Here is a 22,267-nt window from a genome sequence, read left to right as displayed (position 1 = left end):
GCCGCTCTCCTCGGCGTAGGGCGGACAGCGCCACGCCGCCGTCCGCCCGCCACGCCCAGTTCGGCCCTTGCCCCGCCCGGGCGGCAGGGCGCCGGCGAACGCCCGCAGATGACACGGACATTGCGGCGCCCCCACAGCCCGTCACCTCGTCGGCCCGGACACTGACCGGACTCGACCGGGGCGCATCCGGCGCCGTATCAGGCGCGTCGTCGGGCCCACAACGGGGTGACGAACGCGATGAGGACAGCCGCGATGCCGATCTGGAAGATGTGGCGGATCCAGTCGATACCGCCGGTGTCGCGCACGCCGAACGCGGTGGCGAGCGCGTTGCCGGCGACGGCGCCGAGGATACCCATGATGACCGTCAGCCACAGGGGGATGGGCTGACGTCCGGGAACGACGAGCTTGGCCAGCAGGCCGATGATGAGACCCGCGATGATGGCCCACAGAAACGACACGACAACTCCTTCCGTTCGTTGCCCCTTTCGGGCACGACTCCGTGTGCCCGCCGAAAGCCGCCATAAGCGTTGTCCGCCATACGGACCTTCACGCCGGCCATGTGAGGCGACACTGAAGGGTCACCTCATTCCCAAGCCTGTGAGGTCAGGCCCTGCGGACTCGTGTGTGCGTGGGTGCGGCGGTCGGTGGGCTGGGTTCCGTACCAGTCCAGGCACAGGACGGTGGCGTCGTCCTCGAGGCGGCCTCCGGAGGCGTCGCGGACGGCGGTGACCAGGCGTCGGACAGCCTCGCGCGGGTGGAGAGCGCGGGTGTCGCGGATGAGCGCGGGCAGGTCCACCTCGGCAGCGCCCCGTTCCTGCATGCCGTCGGTGAGCATGAACAGCCGGTCATCGGGGCGCAGGTCCAGCTCCTGGACCCGGTAGGCGGTGGGCGAGGAGACGCCGAAGGGCAGGTTGGCGAAGAGGGTCAGTTCCTCCACGGCACCGTCGCGCAGGCGCAGCGGTCGCGGGTGACCGGCGTTGACCAACTGCACCTTGCCGCTCTCGAGCGAGATGCGCAACAACTGGCCCGTGGCCATGCCGCGCTCGTGGTCGAGGAGTGCCTGATGCGCTCGGCGGGCTTGCTCCGCGATGTCGTGTCCGGCGCGCCGGGCGCCGCGCAGCGCGCCGAGCAGGAGAGTGGCCAGCAGCGCGGATTCGGTGTCGTGCCCCATGGCGTCGGTGATGGACAGGTGCAGCGTGTCGGGGTCGAGCGCGTAGTCGTAGGTGTCACCGCTGATGTCGTCGCCCGGCACCAGCCCGCCGGCAACAGCGAACTGCTCGGCTTCACAGCATGGGGCGGAGGGCAGCAACTGGTGCTGGATCTCGGCGGCCAGGCTGGTGGGTGTGGTGCGTCGGCCGCAGTGATAGAGGTCGGTGAAGCGCCGGTCGGTGACGATGATGTACGCCAACGCGTGGGCGGCCTCGCCGATCTGACGGAGCACCGTCTCGTCGGCGTGCGGCAACGTCATCTCCAGCACACCGACGCAGTCGCCGCGGTTGGTCACCGGCGAGATGGCCCGGTGGCCGCCGCCCTCCTCGTCCGGCTCGACGTGGAGCCGCTGGGACCGCAGGACCTTCTCGTGCACACTTGCCCGCAGGCCGATACGTGTGGCTCTGCGTCCGCTCTCCGCCCCGTCGACCGTGGTGAGCCGTACGAGTTCCTCCCCGATCAGATCGACGAACAGGAACGACACGCAGGTCGCTCCGAAGCGCTTCGCCAGGTTCCGCGCCACCACATCGACGGACTCCACCGGCGAGGCATCCTCCGCCTCCGCCAGGACGTCTCCCAGCCCCAATACGTCGTTCACGGCAGCCTCCCTCGGTTGCCGTTGCTTCTTCCCCGAGCCTGCTGCCTTTCACTTCACGGCCTGTCGTGCCGCGTGTCCATCGCCGCACTGGTGGAGGCCGTCGAGCAGGCCCGGCGGCAGTACACCCGTCGCCGCATCGACGAGACGCTCGACCGCTTCCGCGCCGGGCAGGTGGGCACCGACCGGCCGACGGAGCGGTGGAGGGTGTCCGTCGGCGGCCGTGACGGCTGCCGCCCGCAGCAGCGCGTCGTCGGCGCGTACCGGCTCGCTCGCGCCCAGGGTCCGCACGTCACTCCGGCGCACCGCCACCTGATCGGGGGCACCGCCCACCCAGGTCTCACGGGCCGGATCTGAGATGGCGCGAGTCAGGCGGACACAGAAGCGGATGCCTTGCGGAGCGAACTGGCCCCCCACCTCCAACGAGCCGCCCTCCCGGCAGACCGTGCGGTCGACGCGCTCGAACACCGGCACAAGGGGTAACTCCTGCGCGATACGGCCGGATCCTGTCGGCCACCGGGGTGAACTGGCGGACCGGCGTGAGGTCGTCGGTCCGCGCGTGGCAGGTATCGGTGCTGGGCGGCGAGCCGGTGAAGCGCTGGACCGAGCCGGTCGCCCCGGCCTCAGAGCGACAAGGAGAACCCATGGGACACGGCGGAAACGTCATCCAGGAACTGACCGCGGACCACCGTGAGGTGGACGACCTCTTCGCGCGGATCGAAGCGCTGCCCGGGGCCGACGAGCGGCGACGCGAACTGGCGGACCGGCTCACGATGGAGCTGATCCGGCACTCGGTGGCCGAGGAGGAGTACCTGTACCCGTCGGTGCGACGGTACGTCGACGGGGGAGACGACCTCGCCGACAAGGAGATCGCCGACCACAGCGAAGTCGAGCGCATGCTCAAGGAGCTCGAAGACTGCCGGCCCGGGGACGGGCGTTTCGACACGCTGATCCTGCGGCTGAAGAACGCCGTCACCGCCCATGTCAGCGACGAGGAGAACAGGCTCTTCCCGATGCTGGCCGACGTCTGCTCCGCCGAAGCCCTGACGGAGCTGGGTGAGAAGGTCCGCTCGGCCAAGGAGCACGCGCCGACCCGTCCGCACCCGTCCGCGCCGGACACCCCGCCCGCGAACAAACTCCTCGCGCCCGGTACCGGCATGGTCGACCGCCTGCGCGACATGCTCACCGGACGCGGAAAGCAGGACTGACAGGACGAACCTTCGCCGCCCGGCTGGGCCGCACTGCCCCGCACCTGCGGGCTCCTCAGCGCCGGTTGACGGCCCGCCGGTACACGGGCTGAGCGAGGCCGCGTCCGGGCGGCCCCGCTCAGTGCGCGGTTCCGGACTCCGCCACCGCGCCTGGGCGCACTCCACCGGAGAGACGGTTTCAGGCGACGGGTACACGGACGGTCGGAACCACTGACTCAGTGAGTCCGCCCGAGGAGCCAGTACCGACCTCGCGGTGGACGGCTCTTTCGGATCACTCTCAAGGGCGTGCGATAGGTTGCCCGCCATGACCGGACTCGGACCCGTCGCCTGGCCACCTGCCCCGATCAGGACCGAACGGCTCGTGCTCCGCGAGTCCGAGGCCCGGGACCGTGCGGCGTTCGTCGAGCTGTTCGCATCGCCAGAGGTGGGCACCTACCTCGGTGGCCCCCGACCGCGTGATGAGCTTAAACGCGCGGTGCCTGAGGTGCCCGGGCGGCGCCCTGGCCTGTTCGTGATCGATCTCGACGGAGCGATGATCGGCATGGTCACGCTCGACCGGCGCGACGCGGAGCGTCCGGGGCACGTCCGACCGGATGCCGGGGAGGCCGAGCTCGGTTACATGCTGCTGCCTCAGGCGTGGGGATGCGGATACGCCGCAGAGGCGTGCGCGGCGGCACTGGACTGGTTCGCCGACGCGCTTCCCGGCGAACCGGTGGTGCTCTGCACCCAGACCGCCAACGCCCGCGCGATGCGCCTTGCGGCGAAGCTGGGGTTCACCGAAGTGGAGCGGTTCGAGGAGTACGGCGCCGAGCAGTGGTTCGGAGTGTGCAGCTCGGTAACGCCGTCCGGTGCCTCCCGATACGGCAAGACGGCCCCGTCCATCTCACCGGGCACCCCCTAGGACGAGCCTGGCGACCTGCTGGAGGGCCTGAGTTCGGAGGAGAGGGAAGCGCGCACCCGGTGCGGGGACTGGCGGGTGCGGGACGTGGCCGCCCATCCGACCATCGCGGCGCGCTTCTCACGGGGGCAGGCCGTACGGGAGTGTGGTCCGGGCGCGCGGGTACTGGAATCGGATGATCCACGACTCGGCGGTGCGCGAGGGGGAGCGGCCCGTCACCGAGATCGTCGCCGGCCTCCGCTGGAGCGTCGGCTCCCGCCGCCTCGCACCCACCACCTCGCCCCGCGAGCCGTTCCTCGACCTCCTCGTCCACGGCCAGGACATCGCCCCGCGCTCGGCCGGACGCGCGAGATGCCCCTGCCGCCGCCCGCGACGCCGCCGACGGCGTATGGACCAGGCGCTTTCCGCCCCGCCCCGAGGCGGCCTCTGGGGGGCCGAGCGCGCGGGGGAGACATGGACCGGCGTCACGACTCCCGGCGGCATCTTCCGCCTCTCTTCGGGACCGCTCACGCCGTCACGCCACATGAGCGACGAAGTCGAACGGCACAACGGACTCGTGGGGGCCGCCGACGGCGCGGTCACCGTCATGACCGGCTCCGCTTCCGGACGCGCCCGGCCCGTTCCACCGGATGCCGGACCACCCTGTGTGAGCGGGCGGGCAACGTGGGACCGATGCTGCATGCGCAACGTGATCACCGGTGACGACGGGCCCTGGTCCTGGGCGGCGTCCGTGGACGGAGCGGAGGGGCGCAGCAGAGGCACCGCGCTGCACCCACGCACGGTGTCCCGCGCCTTCGGTGACGCGATCTGCCGGGCGCTGGACGCGGCGGGGCGATGCCCGTGACCGCCGGCACGGCTCCGGCGCGCCCCGGACCACCGCGTGCGCTGGCGCTGCTCGTCGCAGCCCACGGCGGGCCCGCTCTGGCCGTCACCGCCATCACGGGCCTGCTGGCGCTCCGCGGCGGCCTGCACCCGCTGGACGCCGCCGCCGTCACCGCGGCGGTGTTCACCGGCCAGCTCACGATCGGCTGGGGCAACGATCTGCTCGACCTCTCGCGCGATCGTGCCGTGGGCCGCAGCGACAAGCCGTTGGCCGCCGGCTCCCTCCCGGTCGGCTGGGTGGCGCGCGCCCTTGTCGTGGCCGCTCTCGCTTCCCTCGTGCTGTCCGCGCTCGTCGGCTGGCGCAGCGCACTGGTCAACGTCGTCCTCGCCACCGGCGCCGGTCACGCCTACAACCTCGGGCTCAAGGCGACCGCTTGGTCCTGGGTGCCGTACACGTGCGGCTTCGGGATGCTGCCCTCGGTCGTCACCCTCGCTGCCTCGCCCCCTCACTGGGCGCCCTGGTGGATGACCGCTGCCGGTGCCGCGCTCGGCGTCGGAGCGCATCTGCTCAACGTGCTGCCCGACCTTGCCGACGACGAAGCCACCGGGGTCCGCGGCCTGCCGCACCGGATCGGCGAACGTCCCTCGCGCGTCCTGGCCGCCGCGCTGCTCACCGCCGCCTCGGTGCTCGCCGCGACCGGTCCCGATGGACCCCCTCCGGCGTGGGCATGGACGGCCCTGACCCTGGTCACCGTTCTCGCGGTGCTCACCTGGTTCGGCCGCGGGCGCACTCCCTTCCGTGCCGCGGTGACCATCGCCCTGCTCGACGTCGTGCTGCTGACGGTCGCCTGATGGCACCGGCAGACACCGCTCCGGCCTGCGCCGGCCCGTCTCGCGCCACGACCGCCCCGGCAGTCCGCCCCCAACCCGTGCGCTCACCGTCACGGTCGAGCTCGGCCTCGGCCTAGTGCTCGCCGCGCCCCACCGCCCCGTCCCAGGAGCCAGCATGACCATGCGTGTCCTCAGCGTCCGCGGCACCCTGCCCGAGCACTGCCACCGGCAGGAGCAGATCACCGAGTCCCTCACCACCACACTGGTCGGCAGCACGGTCGATCGCGGCGTCGTCGAGCGGCTCCACCGCAACGTGTGCGTCGAGACCCGGCACACCGTGCTGCCGCTGGAGGAGTACGGCCGGATCGAGGACTTCGGCCAGTCGAACGACGTCTTCATCCGGGCCGGCGTCGAACTCGGCGGCCGCGCCGTCGTCGACGCGCTCAAGAGCGTCGGCCTCACACCGGCCGACGTCGACTACATCGTCTCGTGCACGGTGACCGGCCTGGCCGTGCCCTCCCTGGAGGCCCGGGTCGCGGCGGAGATCGGACTGCGCCCCGACGTCGTGCGGCTGCCCCTCGTCGGCCTCGGCTGCGTCGCCGGCGCGGCCGGCATCGCCCGCCTGAACGACCTGCTGCGCGGCCGCCCCGACGCCGTGGCGGTGCTGATGTCGGTCGAGTTGTGCTCGCTCACGCTCCAGCGCGACGACACCTCGGTCGCCAACGCCGTGGCGAGCGGCCTGTTCGGGGACGGTGCCGCTGCCGTGGTCGCCGTCGGGCGCGAACACCCTCTCGCACAGACCGACGACCCCGCCGCTCCCGAAGTGCTCGCCTCGCGCAGCCGCCTCTACCCGGACTCGGAACGCATGATGGGCTGGGACGTCGGCTCCGGCGGGTTCAGAGTCGTCCTCGACTCCGCGGTCCCCGACCTGGTGCGCCGGTACGTCGGTGACGACGTCCGCGGCTTCCTCACGGATCACGGGCTGACCAGCCGCGACCTCGACTGGTACGTCGCGCACCCCGGCGGCCCCAAGGTCCTCGAGGCGTTGCAGGACGCCCTCGGCGTCGAGCGCGACGCGTTGAGCGTGACCTGGGACTCGCTGCGCCGGATCGGCAACCTGTCCTCCGCCTCGGTTTTGCATGTCCTGGCGGACACACTCGCCGACCACCCGCCCCCGCCCGGCTCCTACGGGCTCATGCTCGCCATGGGCCCGGGATTCTGCTCCGAACTCGTACTCCTGCGCGCCCCGGGCGGTGGACAGTGAGCAGCGAGACATGGTTCACCCTCCTGGTGCTGGCCGTGGGCCTGGAGCGGGTCGCCGAGCTGGCCGTCTCCCACCGCAACGCCGCCTGGAGCCTCGCGCGGGGCGGCGTGGAGTCCGGGCGGGGGCACTATCCGTTCATGGTGGTGCTGCACACGGGCCTGCTCGTCGGCGCGCTCGTGGAGGTGTGGCTGCGCCGGCCGGACGTCGTACCGGTCCTGGCCTGGTCGATGCTCGCCCTCGTCGCGCTCGCGCAGGGGCTGCGCTGGTGGTGCATCGCCACGCTGGGCCGGCAGTGGAACACCCGGGTGATCGTCGTACCCGGCGCCGCGCGGGTGACCGGCGGACCCTACCGCTGGATCCCGCACCCGAACTACGTCGCCGTCGTCGTGGAGGGGCTCGCGCTTCCGCTCGTGCACACGGCCTGGATCACGGCGGTCGTCTTCACCGCGCTCAACGGCCTTCTGCTCGCCACCCGCGTCCGCGCCGAGGACGCCGCCCTGACACGGCTGGCCTGAGGAGGCACGCATGGATCTGCTCGTGGTCGGTGGGGGACCCGCGGGCCTGGCCACGGCCCTGCACGCGGCGCGCGCCGGGCTCGACGTCACCGTCTGGGAGCAGCGTGCCGGTGTCGTCGACAAGGCGTGCGGCGAGGGCCTGATGCCGGGCGCCGTCGCCGCGTTGGCCGCACTGGGCGTGCACCCGCCGGGGCACTCTCTGCGAGGAATTCGCTACGTCGCCGGCCCCCGCCAGGTCGACGCCGACTTCAGAGCGGGCCCGGGGCGCGGGGTGCGGCGTACGACGCTGCACGCGCTGCTGCGCGAGGCGGTGCTGGCAGCAGGCGTACGCGTCGACCAGCGCACCGCGCGTCATGTCGACCAGGACCAGGACGGGGTGGTGGTCGACGGCACCCGAGCCGGCCACCTCGTAGCGGCGGACGGCCTGCACTCGCCGATCCGCCGCGCCCTCGGGCTGAACCGGCCGCACCGGTCCTCTCCGCGGCACGGGCTGCGGCGCCACTACGCGCTCGCCCCCTGGAGCGACCGTGTCGAGGTGCACTGGGCGCCCGAAGCGGAGGCCTACGTGACGCCCGTGGCCGACGACCTCGTGGGCGTCGCGGTGCTCACCACCGTCCGCCGGTCGTTCGACGACCACCTCGCCTCCTTCCCCGAGTTGCGGGAGCGGCTGGCCGGGGCCGGCCTCGCCGGACCGGTACGGGGAGCGGGCCCGCTCCGCCAGGTGGCGAGCGCGCGCACCGCCGGCCGGGTGCTGCTCGTGGGCGACGCCGCCGGTTACGTCGACGCGCTCACCGGCGAGGGCATCGCGCTGGCGCTCGCGCAGGCGCCTGCCGCGGTGCGGGCCATCACCAGCGGTGACCCGGCCACCTACGAGCGGGAGTGGCGGCGCCTCACCCGCCGCTACCGCTGGCTGACGCACGCTCTTCTCGGCGCGACGCGGAAGCCCCCGGCCCGCGCGGCGCTGGTGCCGGTCGCGCAACGGCTGCCGTGGCTGTTCTCCGCGACCGTCGCCATGCTGGCGCGCCCGGCGGACGAGCGAGCCGAGCCCGGTCGGCCGCCCGCGTAGCCGTCGGCTCTCGTCGACAGTTGCGGTGACCGAGCCACCAGCGCGGCACGGCACCTCGACTCACCGCAGCGAGGATGGCACCGTAAACCGCCATGAAGCTGACCGAATCAGGGCAATCAGTAGCATCGGTGCGCTGGAGGCTCGTCCTGGCCAGCACCACCATGCTCTTCGTCGAGCTGGCGCTGATCAGATGGGCGGGCGCCAACGTCGTCCATCTGAGCTACTTCTCGAACTTCATCCTGCTGGGATCGTTCCTCGGTATCGGCATCGGGTTCCTGATCCCCGCTGAGCGCGGACAGTGGCTCAAGCGCTGGACACCCGTTCCGCTCGCGCTTCTGGTCGTTCTGGTGCGCGAGTACCCGGTGCAGGTGCGTCAGAGCAGCAGCGAGGTCCTCTACTTCACCGCCGTGAAGACCACCGGCCTTCCCGAGTGGGTGACGCTGCCGGCCATCTTCCTGCTGACCGCGGTGATCATGGCGGGGATCGGAAAGATCACAGCGGACCTCTTCCGCCTGCTCCCCTCGCTCGACGCCTACCGCTACGACCTGCTCGGCAGCATCACCGGCTCGCTGTCCTTCGCCGTGCTCTCCTGGCTGCGCGCTCCCTCGGTCGTATGGGGCGTCCTCGCCACCGCGGCCCTGCTGGTCCTCGGCGGACGGCGCAACACCCTGCGGTACGGCATTCCCCTCACGGCGATGGTCGCCGCCCTGTTCCTGGAGACGGCGACGAGCGGCATCTCCTGGTCGCCCTACTACAAGATCGAACTCAAAGCCTCGCCGACCACCACCCGGACCTGGTACATCTCGGCCAACGGTGTCCCCCATCAGAGCACCGCCCCGCGAACGGTGCTGATGCGTAAGGACTCGCCCTACCGCCAGGCGTACGACCAGACGCCGGGCAACCCGCACAAACGCGTACTGATCATCGGGGCCGGCAACGGCAACGACGTCGCGATCGCACTCGCGTACGGAGCGCAGCGGGTGGACGCGGTGGAAATCGATCCCCGGCTGCAGGAGATCGGCTCACAACTGCACCCCGCGAGGCCGTACGACGACCCCAGGGTGCGTGTGCACATCGACGACGGGCGTGCCTTCCTGGAGCGGACGAAGACCAAGTACGACCTGATCGTCCTGGCCCTGCCGGACTCGCTGACGCTGGTCGCCGGTGCGAGCAACCTGCGCCTGGAGAGCTACCTGTTCACCCGGCAGGCCTTCGAGGCCGCGCGCGATCACCTGACGCCGAACGGCGCGTTCGCCATGTACAACTACTACCGCGAGAGCTGGCTGGTCGACCGCTTCGCAGGGAGCCTCGACGACGTCTACGGTCACGCCCCCTGCATGACGACCTTCAAGAGGAACGCGGCCGTGCTGGTGGCCGGGATGACGCCCGCCGACCAGTCCTGCGCCAAGACCTGGCAGCCCAGCGGCGCGGTCCCGGCGGCCGCGAGCGACGACCACCCCTTCCCGTACCTGCTGCACCGGAGCATCCCCACGCTCTACCTGGGAGCCCTGGGCACGATCCTGCTGGTGACGCTGCTGTCTGTGCGCCTGACCGGGGTCCGCATCCGCGGCACGCTCCGCTACACCGACATGTTCCTGCTGGGTGCGGCCTTCATGCTGCTCGAAACGAAGAACGTGATCGGCTTCGCCCTCTACTTCGGTACGACCTGGCTGGTCAACGCTCTCGTCTTCTTCGGAGTCCTGGTCGCCGTCCTCGCGGCGGTGGAGGTCCGGCGCAGGCTGCGCAGGGTCAACCAACTGCTGCTGCAACTGCTGCTCTTCGGGTCCCTCGCGGTGGTCTGGCTCGTCCCCGCGGGCGCGGTGCTGTCCCTTCCCTTCGCCGCCCGGCTCGCCGCCGCCATCGCCCTGGCCTTCACCCCCATCTTCTGTGCCAACCTCATCTTCTCGGACCGCCTCGCCCTCGCCCCGGACCCGACCTCCGCGTTCGGCGCGAACCTGCTGGGCGCGATGACCGGGGGCGCGATCGAGTACCTCGCCCTGGTGACCGGCTATCAGGCGCTGCTCCTGGTCGTCGCCGCCCTGTACCTCGGGGCGTTCGTCGCCATGCGCTTCGCGGGGCGGGATCCGGCGGTGACCTGACAAGGAGCGGGCCTTCAGCCCACGCACCGGCATGCGCCCCGGCAAGGCCCCACCACTACCACCTTCACACCGCCGCCTGGCCGTCGACGGTGATGCCCAACCGCTCTGCCACGGTGGTGAGTGCCGCTCCCAACGGGAGCGAGACCCGGGTGACGGCGTGCCGGTCACCCCTGGTCGGCTCCCGGTTGACGATCAGCACCGGCTTCCCGGCCTGGGCCGCCTGGCGGACGAAGCGGAGCCCGGACATCACCGTCAGTGAGGAGCCGAGGACCAGCAGCGAGGTCGACTCACGGACCAGCTCGCGACAGTGCTCGACCCGTTCTCGCGGAACGGCTTCGCCGAAGAACACCACGTCCGGTTTGAGGATCCCGCCGCAGATTGTGCAGGGCACCACGCGGAAGTCCCCGACCTGCGTGTCGGTGAGGTCGGCGTCGCCGTCCGGGTTGATCCCGGCGGCCACCGGCTCGAAGCCCGGATTGGCCTCCTCCAGCCGCTGGGCGAGTTCGCGGCGCGGGCTGAAGGCACCGCAGGCAAGGCAGACGACCCGTGCCAGGCTGCCGTGGAGTTCCACCACGTCCTCGCTGCCGGCGGCCTGGTGCAGGCCGTCGACGTTCTGGGTGATGACCCCCGAGAGCAGGCCGTGCCGCCCGAAGGCGGCCACGGCCCGGTGCCCGGCGTTGGCGCGGGCGCGGCCGAAGGTGCGCCATCCGAGATGGCTGCGCGCCCAGTACCGGCGCCGGGCCCGGGCGCCGGCCGTGAAGTCCTGGTAGGTCATCGGTGTGTGCCGGCTGAGGCTCCCGCCCTCGCCCCGGTAGTCGGGAATGCCCGACTCCGTGGAGATACCCGCTCCGCTGAGCACCAGCACACCGCCGGTGCTCAGCGCATCAGCGACCGGCTCCGGATCCGTGGTCCCCGGCGGCAGGTCCTCGGTGGGCGTCCAGCTCAGAGTGGGGCGCATGCGCATGCCGTCAGGGTACGCAGCAGCTGCCTGGGACGCGGCCACGCGGCCGATCGGGCGCACTCCCGTCCGCGGCCGCTCGAAGTGGCCCACCGTGGCGTAGCCGGTCAGAGGGCGGACATGCGCATCGCGGCCATCACCGGCCGGGCGCCTCATGCCCCGAACGCCGTCGACGACCGGCCGCACGGGCCTCGATCGAGCCGGCCCGGCCGTGTCACCTCATGTCGGCCGGCCGGTGCTGAAAACCTCTGAGCGGGACACACGGTCAGACAGCGGCGCGCACCTGTCGCGCCGCCTGACGAGAGGGACGAGGTGGGCGATGCGTGCAGTGACGGTGCGGCCTGGCGTCAAGGACTCCCTGGAGGTGAGGGATGTGCCCGACCCCGCCCCGGCTGCGGGCGAGCTGTTGGTGGAGGGCCTGGCGGTGGGGGTGTGCGGAACGGACAAGGAGATCGCCCGAGGCGAGTACGGCTGGCCCCCGCCAGGCCGTGAGTGGCTGGTCCTGGGGCATGAATCCCTCGGCCGGGTGCGGCAGGCGCCGCCCGCCTCCGGCTTCTCGCCCGGTGACCTCGTCGCCGGGGTGGTGCGCCGCCCGGACCCCGAGCCGTGCGGGGCCTGCGCCCGGGGGGAGTTCGACATGTGCCGCAACGGCCGCTACACCGAACGCGGCATCAAAGAGATCGACGGGTATGGCGCGCAGACGTGGTGCGTGGAGGCCGAGTACGCGGTGAAGCTGGAGCCGCATCTGGACCGCGCCGGTGTGCTCATGGAGCCGACCACCGTGGTGGCGAAGGCATGGGAACAGGTGGAGCGTGTCGGTGCCCGCTCGTGGTTCGAGCCCCAGCGCGTCCTGGTGACCGGCGCTGGGCCCATCGGTCTGCTGGCCGCCCTCCTGGGCACACAGCGCGGACTGGACGTGCATGTGCTCGACCGGGTGACCGAGGGGCCGAAGCCCACCCTGGTACGAGAGTTGGGCGCCACCTACCACGCGAAGGACATCGAGCAGGTCATCTCCGCCGTATGCCCGGACGTCGTCATCGAAGCGACCGGCGCGAACGAGCCCGTGTTCGCCTCTCTGACCGGCACCGCGCCCTACGGAGTGGTGTGCCTCACCGGTGTGTCGCCCGTCGGCCGCAGGATGACCGTGGACGCGGGTGCCATCAACAGGGAGATCGTGCTGCAGAACGACGCGGTGGTGGGCTCGGTCAACGCCAACCTGCGCCACTACCGTCAGGCCGCCGACGCGCTGGCCGCGGCCGACCTGTCGTGGCTCGAGCGCGTGATCACCCGGCGGGTGCCGCTGGAGCGCGCGACGGAGGCGTTCACGCCGCGACCGGACGACGTCAAGGTAGTCATCGAGCTCTAGGCAACACGATGCGAAGGGAAGGTTCTGGATGTCTCACCACAGTGCTCCCCTGGTGGTGGTCATGGGCGTGTCCGGCTCGGGGAAGACCACGGTGGGCCGCTTGCTGGCACAGCGTCTCGGTGTTCCTTACGCCGAGGGGGACGACTTCCACCCCGCGGCCAACGTGGCGAAGATGCGGGCCGGCCACCCTCTGGATGACGAAGACCGCCGCCCCTGGCTGGACGAGATCGCACGATGGCTGACCGGCCATGCGGACAGCGGAGGCGTGGTGACGTGCTCGGCGCTGAAGCGGCGCTACCGCGACCGGCTGGCCTCCGCCGCGCCGCACGTCTTCTTCCTTCACCTCGATGGCTCGCCCGAGCTGATCGCCGCACGCATCACCGCCAGGCAGGGGCACTTCATGCCGCCCGACCTGCTCCGCACCCAGTTCGCCGACCTGGAACCGATGGGCGAGGACGAAGCGGGCGCCGCCATCCCGATCGACGGCACGCCGGAGCAGACCGCTGCCCTCGCGCATGCCGCCGTCACCTCCCCGTGAACTCGGGGCGGGCCGACCTGTGGTCGGGCCCGCCCCTCGAACGGTGTGGGTCATACCCCGGTGGTCTGCCGGATCCAGTCGCGTACGTCGGCGCTGCCCAGGGAGACGAAGCGCCCCTGGAAGCTGAAGTTGACGAAGGCGCTGATGAGGCCGACCTGCTTGCTGCCGAGCAGGACCGGGCCGCCCGAATCGCCCTTCAGGGGGTGGCCGGTGTCCTCGTTGGCCCAGATCCAGCTGCTGGAGCCGTCTTCCAGGCGGTCCGTCTTCATGGAGCAGACCTTCAGCTTCTGGGAGGGCTGAGGGGCATCGTCGTTCGTGCGTCCCCAGCCGGACACGGCGAGGTGGGAGCCGACGCCGGGGGTGATGCCTCGGTTGATGAGTTCGTTGGGCTTGACCGAGGACGGCAAGGGTGAGACGAGACGCAGCGCCGCCAAGTCGTTGTGCTCGGTGACGTGGTACTCGGCGACCTGGCGCCGCTCACCTTTGGCGAGGGCGAGGTGCCCGGCCCGGATCCACAGGCGTCCGGCCGCCGGGTAGCCCCGGTCCTTGAGGCAGTGCTTGGCCGTGAGGATCCACCTGCTGGAGATCACACTGGCGGAGCAGATGAAGTCCTTGTCGGAGTTCACGTTGGTGTCAGGGCCGAGCCACAGTTGGGCCGCGCCCCGCTGCTGGCTCGCCTCGCCGCCGCCGTAGACGGCCTGGGCCCGGGGAGCGTGTCCCACGACGAGCACGCAGGCCACCACCGTGGCGAACACAGCGATCAGCAGCCGCCCGGGCCGCGTCAAGAACGCTGGGAGAGCCTGCACGCCGCTCAACCCCACACTCGCGTCGGCAGGGAGCCCTTCTGGTAGTGGGCGAGGCTCTGCCAGCAGTCGACCTGGAGCGTGATGGCCGTGCCGTTGACGCGGCAGTAGTGCAGGCCGCGCAGGTTGATGCCCTTGGTGTCCCGGCCCGCGACCACGTTGACATCGATCCACACGTCGTCGCCCTGGGTGTGGATGACGCCGAGCCGGAAGTCCTCGCCGTTGACCTTGTTGCCGCTGCAGTCCGCCCGCTGGTTGCCGCTGGTCGAGGAGAGGAGGCAGAAGTCGGCGACGAAGTGGGCACGGTGCGAGATCATGATGTTGTAGCTGCCTGCCGCTGCGCCAGTCGGGGACGTGGTCGCCGCGCCGGCGGTGGAGGGGGACAAGCCCGCCATGAGGGCGGTCGCCGCTGCCGCGGTGGACAGGGCACGCTTCGTCAGTGTCAGCATGACAGTGAATCTCCTGCTCTGGTTCGGTACCTGGACTGAGGCTTGCGCCTCAGACCGCTCGGGTCATGCGGTCATGCTCAAACGGCCCGCGATCACGACGCGGTCCGTGGAACGGGTACGTGTTCGTCCGGCCGGAAGACCAACTCCGCTTCACCCGACGGCCGTTCCTCAAGCTAGGGCCGGCTCCGAGCGTGCCTTGTCCAACGACGCACCGGGACTTGACCGAAAGCGCAGCGGCACGCAGCCGGTGCGGCGGTTACATTCGAACGGCCGGACATGGCGACACGAAGGAGCGCGCCCACACGGGCGTCGCACGCCTGCAGGGCGCCACAGGAGTGGGGGGAAAAGCCGGGTGGCTCACGTCGTGACCACGGCCTCGGTACCGGTCGGCCAGCAAGTGACGTACTGGCAGGAGGCGATGACCCGGACCTGCGTGCCGATGCACATCAGCCCCACCGTGGACGGGCCCTTCCGGGCCTGGAGTACGACACACCAGCTCGGGTGCCTGCAGATCACCACGGTCGAGGCCGACGCCGTTCACGCGCACCGGACGCGGCGTCAAATCGCCCAGGGCAACCGGGACACGATCAACATCAGCCTGCAGAAGGGCAGTTCCGGCCTGGTCGTCCAGGACGGCAGGGAAGCGCTCATGGCCCCGGGCGACCTCACCTTCTACGACACCACCCGTCCCTATTCCCTGCGCTTCGCCGAGCCGTACGGTCTCCAGGTCTTCGCCCTGCCCCGGCAGGCGCTCGGGCTGCCCGAGGAAGAAGTGCGGCGTCTGACCGCGGTGGCCATGCGCCCGGACGAGGGACTGGCCGCGCTGGTGGCGTCGTTCCTCGTCCGGCTCGCGTCCGACGCGGCCGACTACCTGCCGCAGACCGGCGACGTGCTCGCCCGCAACGCCGTGGACCTGCTGACCACGCTGGCCGCCGAACGTCTTGGTCGCGGCCTGGCGACCGGTGATGACAGCGCGACCACCGCACTGCGGCTGCGGGTCCATGCTTTCATCGACCGTCATCTGTCCGATCCGGACCTGTCTCCTGGGACCGTCGCCACTGCTCACCATGTATCGGTGCGCTATCTGCACTACCTCTTCCAGGAGCAGGGCACCACGGTCAGTCGGTGGATCCGGCACCGCCGCTTGGAAGCATGCCGTCGTGAACTCGCCCGCCGGGCCACCGGCGGCGTGGCTGTGGCGGCCGTCGCGCAACGCTTCGGCTTCACCAGCCCCGCCCACTTCAGCCGGGTGTTCCGTGCCGCATACGGCATGTCCCCGCGTGAATGGCGCGCCGTCGCAGCCGGGGCACCCGATCCCGGGCAGGCGGACTGACGTGTGGTGAGCCGAACGGCAGTTGGCGGACAGTCGTCTCTTCTGTGATCACGTATACAGATCACCGTCTCCTGCGCGCAAAGTTCTCCCCGCACGATCGGCATGTCCCCGACCTCGACCAAGGAAGTGCTTGTGAGAACGCACCGCACACCGTGCAGAGCCGCCGTCCTCGTCCTGGGCACCGCCGTGCTCGCCCTCCTGACGCCCGCCCAGGCCGGGGCCGACGGCGGCGGCCTGCCGACGGTCACGCCCGTCAGCGAGACCCCCGCCCTCTACGACGACGAGGCGGGCGGCAACTCCGACGCGGACGATCCGGCGATCTGGCGCAACCCGGCCGACCCCGGCCGCAGCCTCGTCCTCGCGACCGCCAAGGAGGGCGGCCTGCGGGTGTATGACCTGGACGCCCGTTTGGTGCAGTCGCTGCCCGCGCCCCGTCCGCCCGCCGAGGACGACGCCCCGGGCCGGTACAACAACGTCGACCTCGTCACTGGCCTGCGCACCTCCACCGGCCGGGCCGACGTGGCCGTGGTCAGCGACCGCGGCAACGACCGGTTGCGGATCTACCGCATCGACCCCTCGAAGCCCGGCGGCCCGCTGACCGACATCACCGACCCGGCCGCCGCTCCCGTCTTCTCCGCCGACCAGGCCGAGATCAACGACCAGCGCACCGCTTACGGCCTCGCTACCTGGCAGGACAAGTCCACCGGCCGTACCTACGCCCTGGTCAGCCGGCGGGAGCGGACCCGCCTCGCGCTGGTCGAGCTGAAGCCGACCGCGAGCGGCACCGTCGGCTACAGCACGGTCCGCACCCTCGACCTGCCCGCGTCCTTCCGCCTCCCGAACGGCACCACTTGGTCCCCCTGCGCGGAGCCCGGCGAGCTCCCGCAGGTCGAGGGCATGGTGGTGGACCCCGCCACCGGCACGCTCTACGCCGGCCAGGAGGACATCGGCATCTGGCGCATGCGCGCCGACCTCACCACCAAGCCGGTCCTGGTGGACAAGGTCCGCGAGTTCGGCGTCCCCGGCGTCTACGACGAGGCGACCGAGGAGTGCACGGCCGGCACCGACCCCGGCTACGGCGGCGAGCGGCTGTCCGCGGACGTCGAGGGCCTGACGCTGTTCCAGGAGCCGGACGGCGACGGCTACCTCTTCGCCTCCAGCCAGGGCGACGACACCTTCGCCCTGTACGACCGTGAGGTGAGCGAGGACAACGAGTACGAAGGCGCCTTCCGGGTCGGCGCGGCCTCCACGGCCCTCGACGGGGCGGAGGAGTGCGACGGTGCCGCCGTCCTGAACGCCCCGCTCGGCAGCCGCTACCCGAACGGCCTGCTGGTCGTCCAGGACGGTCACGAGACCCCCGAGGTCCCCGACGGCGAGGGCGGCACGCGCACCGCGACCGGCTTCAAGTTCGTCGACCTGGGCGATGTGGTGGACGCCGCCGACCTGTGAGCCCCTACGGTGCGAAGACCCCACTGCTGCGGCACGGTGTCCATTTCTCCAACCCCGGCGGCCCGGGGGGCAGGGGCTCTACATGCCCCTGGGAATGCGCGAGATCCTCCCCGAGTCCGCACAGCGGCAGTACGGCCTCATCGGCTTCGACCCACGCGGTGTGGGACGGAGCTGCCCGGTCTCCTGCCACGCCCGACGGCATGCGCTGGTCTACTGATCTTTTCGTAAGTTCGGTGGGTGTGGTGGCCGTGTGGGTGGGAGGCTGTCGGGGTGGCATATCAACCTTCCCCTTCGGTTGCCGGCTCCTCCCTTCCTCCTTTGTCTCGGCCTCAGTTGGCGGAGGCGCGTCGTGTTCGGGCAGTCGAGTTGTTCGAGGGCGGCGTCTCGAATGCGGAGATCGCGAGGGCGGTGGGGGTGTGTGCCGAGAGTGTGCGGCGTTGGCGGCGGGTGTGGGAGCAAGACGGTGCTTCGGGCCTGCGGCGACGGGCAGCCACCGGACGCCCACCCAAGCTGGACGACACCCAGGTCGAGATGGTCCGGGCCGCGTTGGAGCAAGGTGCCCAGGCTCATGGTTTCGAGGCCGACCTGTGGACCCTGGAACGAGTCGGCGCGGTCGTCACCCGGGCAACGGGGGTGGTGTTGTCGAGGGCGTCGGTGTGGCGGCTGCTGACCGGCCGGCTCGGATGGAGCCTGCAACGGCCCGAGCGGCGGGCGGTCGAGCGGGACGAGTCGGAGATCGCCCGCTGGATCGCGCACGAGTGGCCGCGCATCAAAAAGGGGCCGTGAACACACGTGCCTGGATCGTCTTCCTCGACGAATCAGGCGTCTCCCTGCTCCCTCAGATCCGCCGCACCTACTCGCCCCGAGGGCGGACTCCGCTCCTGCGGCACCGTCTGAACTGGAAGCGCGCGTCGATGGCCGGAGCCTTGGGCTACCACTCCACCGACCCCGATCGCGGGGCCCGCCTGTGCTTCCACCTCAAGCCCGGCAGCTACGACACCGCCGGGCTCATCGAGGTCCTGGAGCAGGTGAAGGTGTTCTACCGCGGCGAGCGAGTGGTCCTGGTCTGGGACGGCCTGTCCGCCCACTGGAGCCGGGCGATGCGGGCCTGGGTCGCCGAACAGGACTGGCTCACCCTGGAACGATTACCCGCCTACGCTCCCGAGCTGAACCCGGTGGAACTGCTGTGGTCCTCGCTCAAGAAGCGTGAACTCGCCAACCTCGCCGGCGACCACCTCGCCGATGTCGCCGACGCCACCGAGCAAGGCATCCACCGCATCAACACCAACCCCGGACTGCCATGGTCATTCCTCGCCCATACCGGCCTGACCATCCGTCCACCACACCCACCGAACTTACGAAAAGATCAGTAAGGGGTCCTTGCAGAATGATCTTTCTGTGGCACGGTGGAGATGTACGTGATCCCGTGCTTCGTGGGGGTGACCATGACACGGCGGAAGCCGTGGGAGGTCAGCGACGAACTGTGGGCGGTGATCGAGCCGCTGCTGCCGAAGCGTGAACGGCGGTTCCGGCATCCGGGACGCAAGCGGATCGATGACCGCAAGACGCTGCAGGGTGTGCTGTTCGTCCTCTACACCGGCATCCAATGGGAGTACCTGCCGCAGGAGTTGGGATTCGGTTCTGGTCCCACGTGCTGGCGGCGGCTGGCCGAATGGCAGGAAGCCGGGGTGTGGGAGGAGCTCCAGCGGGTGCTGCTGGACCGGTTGCGGGCGGCGGACCGCCTGGACTTCTCCCGCGTCACCGTCGATGCCTCGCATGTGCCGGCCGCGGGGGCGAAGCAGCCCAAAAGTCGGTCCGAGTCCGGTTGACCGTGCGCGGCCGGGCTCGAAGCATCACGTGCTGACCGACGCGCACGGTACCCCGCTGCGGGTGTCCCTGACCGGCGGACACCGCAACGACGTCACTCAGCTCCTGCCGCTGGTCGACGGGCTGCCGCCGGTGCGGGGGAAACGAGGTCGGCCCCGGCGCAAGCCCCGGGCACTGTATGCCGACCGCGGGTACGACCACGACCTGTACCGCCGCCGACTGCGTGAGCGCGGCATCGTCCCAAAGATCGCCAGGCGGGGGCATGCGCACGGCTCGGGCCTGGGCCGCATCCGGTGGGTCGCCGAGGCCGCCATCGCTTGGCTCCACGGACCGCGCCGCCTACGGACCCGCTGGGAAACCCGGGACGACATGCACGACGCTCTCTTCCAGCTCGCCCACTGCATGACCCTCGCCCGTAAGATCCCGGCTTTCTGAAAGGACCCCTAAGGCCCGCCGGTGATTCTCATGGACGAGTCGCTCGGTGCCCTGGACAAGAAGCTCCGCGACCAGCTCCAGGTGGAGATCAAGGCCATTCAGCAGGAACTCGGCCTGACTGTCATCTATGTGACGCATGATCAGGAGGAGGCGCTGGTCTTGTCGGACCGCATCGCGGCGATGCGCAACGGCCTGATCGAGGAGTTGGACACCCCCCGGGAGCTGTTCGAACGGCCCAGGACCCCGTTCGTGGCGGACTTCCTCGGCGCGGCCAACTTCCTGCCCGGCCGCATCGAGCAGCACACCGACGAGCACACCCTGGTCCGCCTCGACCGCAGTGGCGGCCTGCTGAAGGCGCGCCGCCATGACCTCGCTTCCGGCGCACAGGTCGAGGTCGCCGTCCAGCCGGGCCGGCTGCGGGCCTGCGCCCCGGACGACGGTTTCTGTACCGGCACGGTCGAGACCGCCAGGTACGTGGGCACCTTGATCCGCGCGAGCGTACGCATCGACGGCGGTGACGCGCCGCTGCTGCGGTTGGAGGTACCGGCCGGCCGCGGGCCCGTCGCCGACGAGCGGGTCGGGATCACCGCCGACCCGGACGACGTCAATCTCTTCCCCGTCGAACAAGGACGGTGAGTCATGGCCGCCCTCACCGCCACCGCCCCCGCCCGTCCGCGCAAGCTCCTGGCTTCGCGCAAGACCCGGGTCGGGATCCTCTACGCGCTGCCGGTCGTCGTCTATCTGCTGGTGCTGTTCGTCTACCCGATCTTCAGCACGCTGTTCCTCAGCCTGAAGAACGCCGACGGGTCGCTGACGCTGCACTGGTACGCCGACGCGCTGACGGGCGTCAACCTCTCGGTGCTGTTCACCACGCTGCGGATCTCCGCGGAGACGGCGCTGTTGAGCCTCCTCTTCGGCTTCGTCCTGGCCAACGCGATCTCGCGGCTGAAGCCCCTGTGGGCCGGACTGGCGATGCTGATCGTGGTCGTGCCGCACTTCATCAGCGCCCTGGTGCGCACCTACGGCTGGATCATCCTGCTCGGTGACAAGGGCCTGGTGAACGAGACCTTCACCGGCCTGTCGGTACCGAGGGCGCCGTTCCAGCTGCTTTACAACGAGCTGGGCGTGGTCATCGGCACCACCTCCATGATGCTGCCGTACACCGTGCTGCTGCTGTACGGCGTGATGCGCGGCGTGGACCGCCGCCTGCTGGCGGCGGCGTCCAGCATGGGCGCGGGGCGTGTGACGATCTTCCGCCGGATCTACCTAGGGCGAGGGCGAGGATCGCGACGGCGATGAGGATCGCGCTGGTGATGTAGTAGCCCAGGGACAGGACGAAGCTGTGCTGGCCTCGCCGATCGCGGTGCTGATCCTGGTGGCGACCCTGCGCGGGATCGACGAGCGGCTGGAGGACGCCGCCGCCAGCATGGGCGCCGGCCGGCTGACCATCGCCCTGTCCGGAGCCGAGCCAGCGCACCAGGGCCACCAGGTGCTCATACGGCCTCCCCTCCAGAGGTGGCGATCCCTGCCGTGTTCTCGACCGACAGCAGAGAGTTCTGCCGGAAGCTGGTGATGAAGGAGAAGATCGCCGCGGCGATCATGCCGGGGGCGGCGAGGGGGAAGGTGATCCGCCGTGCGCTCATGCTCCCGTGGACACACCACCCTGCGAGTCGTGGGCGAGGAAGCCACGGGGGACGGATTCCAGGACTGCCGACCCCTACGAGGCCTCCACCAGGTCGACTACGCCGCGGCCTATTTCCGCTGGTACGCCGAGGAAGCGGTCGGCCAGCACGCTCGCAGCACTCCCTCCCCGGACGGCAAGAGTCACATCGTCACCGTCGCCGAACCGGTCGGGCCCTGCCTGCTGATCACTCCGCGGAATGTGCCGCTGGACATGGCTGGCCCGCAAGATCGCCGCAGCCCTGGCCGCAGGCGGCACCGCCGTCCTCAAACCGGCCGGGCTCACCACGCTGTCATCCCTCGTACTGGGCGAGCTGGCGCGTGAGGCCGGCGCGCCTGAAGGTGTCCTGACCGTGATCACCAGCAGTGACCCGGCAGCGGCCACCATGCCGCTGCTGGCCGACCCCCGGCTGCGCAAGCTGTCGTTCACCGGGTCAACCTCGGTCGGCGGGCTCCTGCTTCAGCAGAGTGGTGCGCGGGTGCTGCGCACCTCGATGGAGCTGGGCGGCAACGCGCCGTTCCTGGGTCCTCGACGACGCCGACCTCGACCTCGCGGTCCGCGAAGCGGTGATCGCGAAGATGCGGCTGGGCGGCCAGTCCCGTGTCGGCGCGACCCGGTTCCTGGTCCAGGAGGGAATCGCCGACGCGTTTGCGACCGCCTCATCGACCCCCACGGCCGCACCGTCGCAGCCGTCCCAGCTGGTTGGTGAGGCGCCCGGCCAGATGGTGATCGAGCTCCCGGAGCAGTGCACGGTCGTCAGCGACGGCTGGTGGTCTGCGCCGGGGGTCTTGTCGGCCTGGTCGTGACTCAAGCTGCGGTGGACGATGTCGCCGACATCGCCGGCGGCGTGACCGCACCCCGCCGTCTGGTTCCGCTCGGCCTCTCTCTACCTGTTGCGCGAAGAACCGTGAGCGTCCATTA

Annotated in this window: 25 protein-coding genes and 3 pseudogenes; 22 read left to right on the top strand and 6 right to left on the bottom strand. The window is 70.8% G+C overall.

The annotated features are described in order from the left end of the window. Window positions 1-197: 197 nt before the first annotated feature. A complete protein-coding gene (locus HDA41_RS01120) occupies window positions 198-458 on the bottom strand; it encodes a GlsB/YeaQ/YmgE family stress response membrane protein (RefSeq protein WP_184979781.1) in 261 nt (86 codons plus the stop codon). Window positions 459-583: 125 nt separating this feature from the next. After that, window positions 584-1,807: a PP2C family protein-serine/threonine phosphatase gene (locus tag HDA41_RS01115; RefSeq protein ID WP_184979780.1), complete on the bottom strand. Its 1,224-nt coding sequence runs from the start codon at window positions 1,805-1,807 to the stop codon at window positions 584-586. Between the two features lie 72 nt (window positions 1,808-1,879). Here HDA41_RS01115 and HDA41_RS01110 point away from each other — a divergent pair, with 72 nt between their 5' ends. The 9 genes from HDA41_RS01110 to HDA41_RS01070 all read left to right on the top strand — a co-directional run bounded on the left by HDA41_RS01110 (window position 1,880) and on the right by HDA41_RS01070 (window position 10,507). Then, the gene (locus HDA41_RS01110) at window positions 1,880-2,161 is read left to right on the top strand and encodes a hypothetical protein (RefSeq protein ID WP_184979779.1); all 282 of its coding nucleotides are present in this window, start codon (window positions 1,880-1,882) and stop codon (window positions 2,159-2,161) included. A 287-nt stretch (window positions 2,162-2,448) separates the two neighbouring features. Beyond that, window positions 2,449-3,012, top strand: a complete 564-nt coding sequence (locus HDA41_RS01105) for a hemerythrin domain-containing protein (protein ID WP_184979778.1) — start codon at window positions 2,449-2,451, stop codon at window positions 3,010-3,012. A 304-nt stretch (window positions 3,013-3,316) separates the two neighbouring features. Beyond that, window positions 3,317-3,913 carry a GNAT family N-acetyltransferase gene (locus tag HDA41_RS01100; RefSeq protein WP_184979777.1) on the top strand — a complete coding sequence of 199 codons (597 nt, stop codon included), beginning with the start codon at window positions 3,317-3,319 and terminating at the stop codon, window positions 3,911-3,913. Between the two features lie 172 nt (window positions 3,914-4,085). Beyond that, window positions 4,086-4,754 carry a hypothetical protein gene (locus HDA41_RS40845; RefSeq protein WP_230299770.1) on the top strand — a complete coding sequence of 223 codons (669 nt, stop codon included), beginning with the start codon at window positions 4,086-4,088 and terminating at the stop codon, window positions 4,752-4,754. Further along, window positions 4,745-5,584, top strand: coding sequence for a UbiA family prenyltransferase (locus HDA41_RS01090; RefSeq protein WP_184979776.1), 840 nt, complete (start codon window positions 4,745-4,747; stop codon window positions 5,582-5,584). Before HDA41_RS40845 ends, HDA41_RS01090 begins: the two co-directional genes overlap by 10 nt. A gap of 154 nt (window positions 5,585-5,738) precedes the next feature. Then, a complete protein-coding gene (locus tag HDA41_RS01085; protein WP_184979775.1) occupies window positions 5,739-6,827 on the top strand; it encodes a type III polyketide synthase in 1,089 nt (362 codons plus the stop codon). Beyond that, complete coding sequence (locus HDA41_RS01080; protein ID WP_184979774.1) at window positions 6,824-7,342, top strand: isoprenylcysteine carboxyl methyltransferase family protein; 519 nt, start codon at window positions 6,824-6,826, stop codon at window positions 7,340-7,342. The genes HDA41_RS01085 and HDA41_RS01080 overlap by 4 nt, the downstream gene beginning before the upstream one ends. 10 nt (window positions 7,343-7,352) lie before the next feature. Next, on the top strand, window positions 7,353-8,408 hold the full coding sequence (locus HDA41_RS01075) for an NAD(P)/FAD-dependent oxidoreductase (RefSeq protein ID WP_184979773.1): 1,056 nt from the start codon (window positions 7,353-7,355) through the stop codon (window positions 8,406-8,408). A gap of 92 nt (window positions 8,409-8,500) precedes the next feature. Beyond that, window positions 8,501-10,507: a spermine/spermidine synthase domain-containing protein gene (locus tag HDA41_RS01070; protein ID WP_184979771.1), complete on the top strand. Its 2,007-nt coding sequence runs from the start codon at window positions 8,501-8,503 to the stop codon at window positions 10,505-10,507. Window positions 10,508-10,571: 64 nt separating this feature from the next. Here the strand turns inward: HDA41_RS01070 and HDA41_RS01065 are convergent, their stop codons facing one another. Beyond that, window positions 10,572-11,471: an NAD-dependent protein deacetylase gene (locus HDA41_RS01065; protein WP_184979769.1), complete on the bottom strand. Its 900-nt coding sequence runs from the start codon at window positions 11,469-11,471 to the stop codon at window positions 10,572-10,574. A gap of 313 nt (window positions 11,472-11,784) precedes the next feature. Between HDA41_RS01065 and HDA41_RS01060 the strand changes: the two genes are divergently transcribed. Both HDA41_RS01060 and HDA41_RS01055 read left to right on the top strand, forming a co-directional pair. Continuing rightward, on the top strand, window positions 11,785-12,831 hold the full coding sequence (locus tag HDA41_RS01060) for a glucose 1-dehydrogenase (protein WP_184979767.1): 1,047 nt from the start codon (window positions 11,785-11,787) through the stop codon (window positions 12,829-12,831). A gap of 28 nt (window positions 12,832-12,859) precedes the next feature. Next, window positions 12,860-13,369, top strand: coding sequence for a gluconokinase (locus HDA41_RS01055; protein ID WP_184979765.1), 510 nt, complete (start codon window positions 12,860-12,862; stop codon window positions 13,367-13,369). 50 nt (window positions 13,370-13,419) lie between these two features. On the opposite strand, the gene HDA41_RS01050 is transcribed toward HDA41_RS01055, so the two are convergent. Both HDA41_RS01050 and HDA41_RS01045 read right to left on the bottom strand, forming a co-directional pair. Continuing rightward, window positions 13,420-14,175 (bottom strand): S1 family peptidase, encoded by a 756-nt coding sequence (locus HDA41_RS01050; protein ID WP_184979763.1) that lies wholly within the window; start codon window positions 14,173-14,175, stop codon window positions 13,420-13,422. 5 nt (window positions 14,176-14,180) lie between these two features. After that, a complete protein-coding gene (locus tag HDA41_RS01045; RefSeq protein ID WP_184979761.1) occupies window positions 14,181-14,621 on the bottom strand; it encodes a hypothetical protein in 441 nt (146 codons plus the stop codon). A gap of 352 nt (window positions 14,622-14,973) precedes the next feature. Here HDA41_RS01045 and HDA41_RS01040 point away from each other — a divergent pair, with 352 nt between their 5' ends. The 8 genes and pseudogenes from HDA41_RS01040 (at window position 14,974) to HDA41_RS01005 (ending at window position 20,964) form a co-directional block, all read left to right on the top strand. Further along, window positions 14,974-15,954, top strand: coding sequence for an AraC-like ligand-binding domain-containing protein (locus HDA41_RS01040; protein ID WP_184979759.1), 981 nt, complete (start codon window positions 14,974-14,976; stop codon window positions 15,952-15,954). 132 nt (window positions 15,955-16,086) lie between these two features. Beyond that, window positions 16,087-17,403 (top strand): phytase, encoded by a 1,317-nt coding sequence (locus tag HDA41_RS01035; RefSeq protein WP_184979757.1) that lies wholly within the window; start codon window positions 16,087-16,089, stop codon window positions 17,401-17,403. Window positions 17,404-17,423: 20 nt separating this feature from the next. Further along, window positions 17,424-17,590, top strand: a pseudogene (locus tag HDA41_RS01030) (alpha/beta hydrolase); the annotation flags it as partial. A 50-nt stretch (window positions 17,591-17,640) separates the two neighbouring features. Continuing rightward, entirely contained in the window at window positions 17,641-18,189 is a 549-nt protein-coding gene (locus HDA41_RS01025; protein WP_311772119.1) for a winged helix-turn-helix domain-containing protein, read from the top strand. Further along, a complete protein-coding gene (locus HDA41_RS01020) occupies window positions 18,186-18,776 on the top strand; it encodes a transposase (RefSeq protein ID WP_184985255.1) in 591 nt (196 codons plus the stop codon). Before HDA41_RS01025 ends, HDA41_RS01020 begins: the two co-directional genes overlap by 4 nt. Window positions 18,777-18,848: 72 nt before the next feature. Continuing rightward, window positions 18,849-19,665 (top strand): IS5 family transposase gene (locus HDA41_RS01015; protein ID WP_184979755.1). Its coding sequence is split into 2 segments (ribosomal slippage): window positions 18,849-19,192 and window positions 19,191-19,665, totalling 819 coding nucleotides; the frame shifts between segments, so codons are not numbered across the junction. Window positions 19,666-19,680: 15 nt separating this feature from the next. Next, a pseudogene (locus HDA41_RS01010) lies at window positions 19,681-20,301 on the top strand (ABC transporter ATP-binding protein); the annotation flags it as partial. A gap of 3 nt (window positions 20,302-20,304) precedes the next feature. Continuing rightward, on the top strand, window positions 20,305-20,964 hold the full coding sequence (locus tag HDA41_RS01005; protein WP_230299825.1) for an ABC transporter permease: 660 nt from the start codon (window positions 20,305-20,307) through the stop codon (window positions 20,962-20,964). 194 nt (window positions 20,965-21,158) lie between these two features. Here the strand turns inward: HDA41_RS01005 and HDA41_RS01000 are convergent, their stop codons facing one another. Beyond that, window positions 21,159-21,308, bottom strand: coding sequence for a hypothetical protein (locus tag HDA41_RS01000; protein WP_184994164.1), 150 nt, complete (start codon window positions 21,306-21,308; stop codon window positions 21,159-21,161). On the opposite strand from HDA41_RS01000, the gene HDA41_RS42615 reads away from it, so the two are divergent. From HDA41_RS42615 to HDA41_RS40575, 3 genes and pseudogenes are all read left to right on the top strand, one after another. After that, window positions 21,299-21,670 (top strand): aldehyde dehydrogenase family protein, encoded by a 372-nt coding sequence (locus HDA41_RS42615; RefSeq protein WP_358982228.1) that lies wholly within the window; start codon window positions 21,299-21,301, stop codon window positions 21,668-21,670. The genes HDA41_RS01000 and HDA41_RS42615 overlap by 10 nt on opposite strands. Next, window positions 21,564-21,806 (top strand): annotated as a pseudogene (locus HDA41_RS42610) (aldehyde dehydrogenase family protein); the annotation flags it as partial. The gene HDA41_RS42615 and the pseudogene HDA41_RS42610, both read left to right, overlap by 107 nt. 10 nt (window positions 21,807-21,816) lie before the next feature. Further along, window positions 21,817-22,152: an aldehyde dehydrogenase family protein gene (locus tag HDA41_RS40575; RefSeq protein ID WP_221511384.1), complete on the top strand. Its 336-nt coding sequence runs from the start codon at window positions 21,817-21,819 to the stop codon at window positions 22,150-22,152. Window positions 22,153-22,267: the final 115 nt, after the last annotated feature.

The organism is Streptomyces caelestis (assembly GCF_014205255.1).
GTDB classification, from domain to species: Bacteria; Actinomycetota; Actinomycetes; order Streptomycetales; family Streptomycetaceae; genus Streptomyces; species Streptomyces caelestis.
Note: the sequence above shows the minus strand (reverse complement) of the source record. Positions and strands in the feature narration are given on the sequence as shown.

Bases quoted from the DNA above. Each gene is read 5' to 3' on its own strand.
- HDA41_RS01105 (WP_184979778.1), top strand. From the start codon at position 2,449: ATGGGACACGGCGGAAACGTCATCCAGGAACTGACCGCGGACCACCGT.
- HDA41_RS01100 (WP_184979777.1), top strand. From the start codon at position 3,317: ATGACCGGACTCGGACCCGTCGCCTGGCCACCTGCCCCGATCAGGACC.
- HDA41_RS40845 (WP_230299770.1), top strand. From the start codon at position 4,086: ATGATCCACGACTCGGCGGTGCGCGAGGGGGAGCGGCCCGTCACCGAG.
- HDA41_RS01090 (WP_184979776.1), top strand. From the start codon at position 4,745: ATGCCCGTGACCGCCGGCACGGCTCCGGCGCGCCCCGGACCACCGCGT.
- HDA41_RS01085 (WP_184979775.1), top strand. From the start codon at position 5,739: ATGACCATGCGTGTCCTCAGCGTCCGCGGCACCCTGCCCGAGCACTGC.
- HDA41_RS01075 (WP_184979773.1), top strand. From the start codon at position 7,353: ATGGATCTGCTCGTGGTCGGTGGGGGACCCGCGGGCCTGGCCACGGCC.
- HDA41_RS01070 (WP_184979771.1), top strand. From the start codon at position 8,501: ATGAAGCTGACCGAATCAGGGCAATCAGTAGCATCGGTGCGCTGGAGG.
- HDA41_RS01065 (WP_184979769.1), bottom strand. From the start codon at position 11,471: ATGCGCATGCGCCCCACTCTGAGCTGGACGCCCACCGAGGACCTGCCG.
- HDA41_RS01060 (WP_184979767.1), top strand. From the start codon at position 11,785: ATGCGTGCAGTGACGGTGCGGCCTGGCGTCAAGGACTCCCTGGAGGTG.
- HDA41_RS01055 (WP_184979765.1), top strand. From the start codon at position 12,860: ATGTCTCACCACAGTGCTCCCCTGGTGGTGGTCATGGGCGTGTCCGGC.
- HDA41_RS01045 (WP_184979761.1), bottom strand. From the start codon at position 14,621: ATGCTGACACTGACGAAGCGTGCCCTGTCCACCGCGGCAGCGGCGACC.
- HDA41_RS01005 (WP_230299825.1), top strand. From the start codon at position 20,305: ATGGCCGCCCTCACCGCCACCGCCCCCGCCCGTCCGCGCAAGCTCCTG.
- HDA41_RS01000 (WP_184994164.1), bottom strand. From the start codon at position 21,308: ATGAGCGCACGGCGGATCACCTTCCCCCTCGCCGCCCCCGGCATGATC.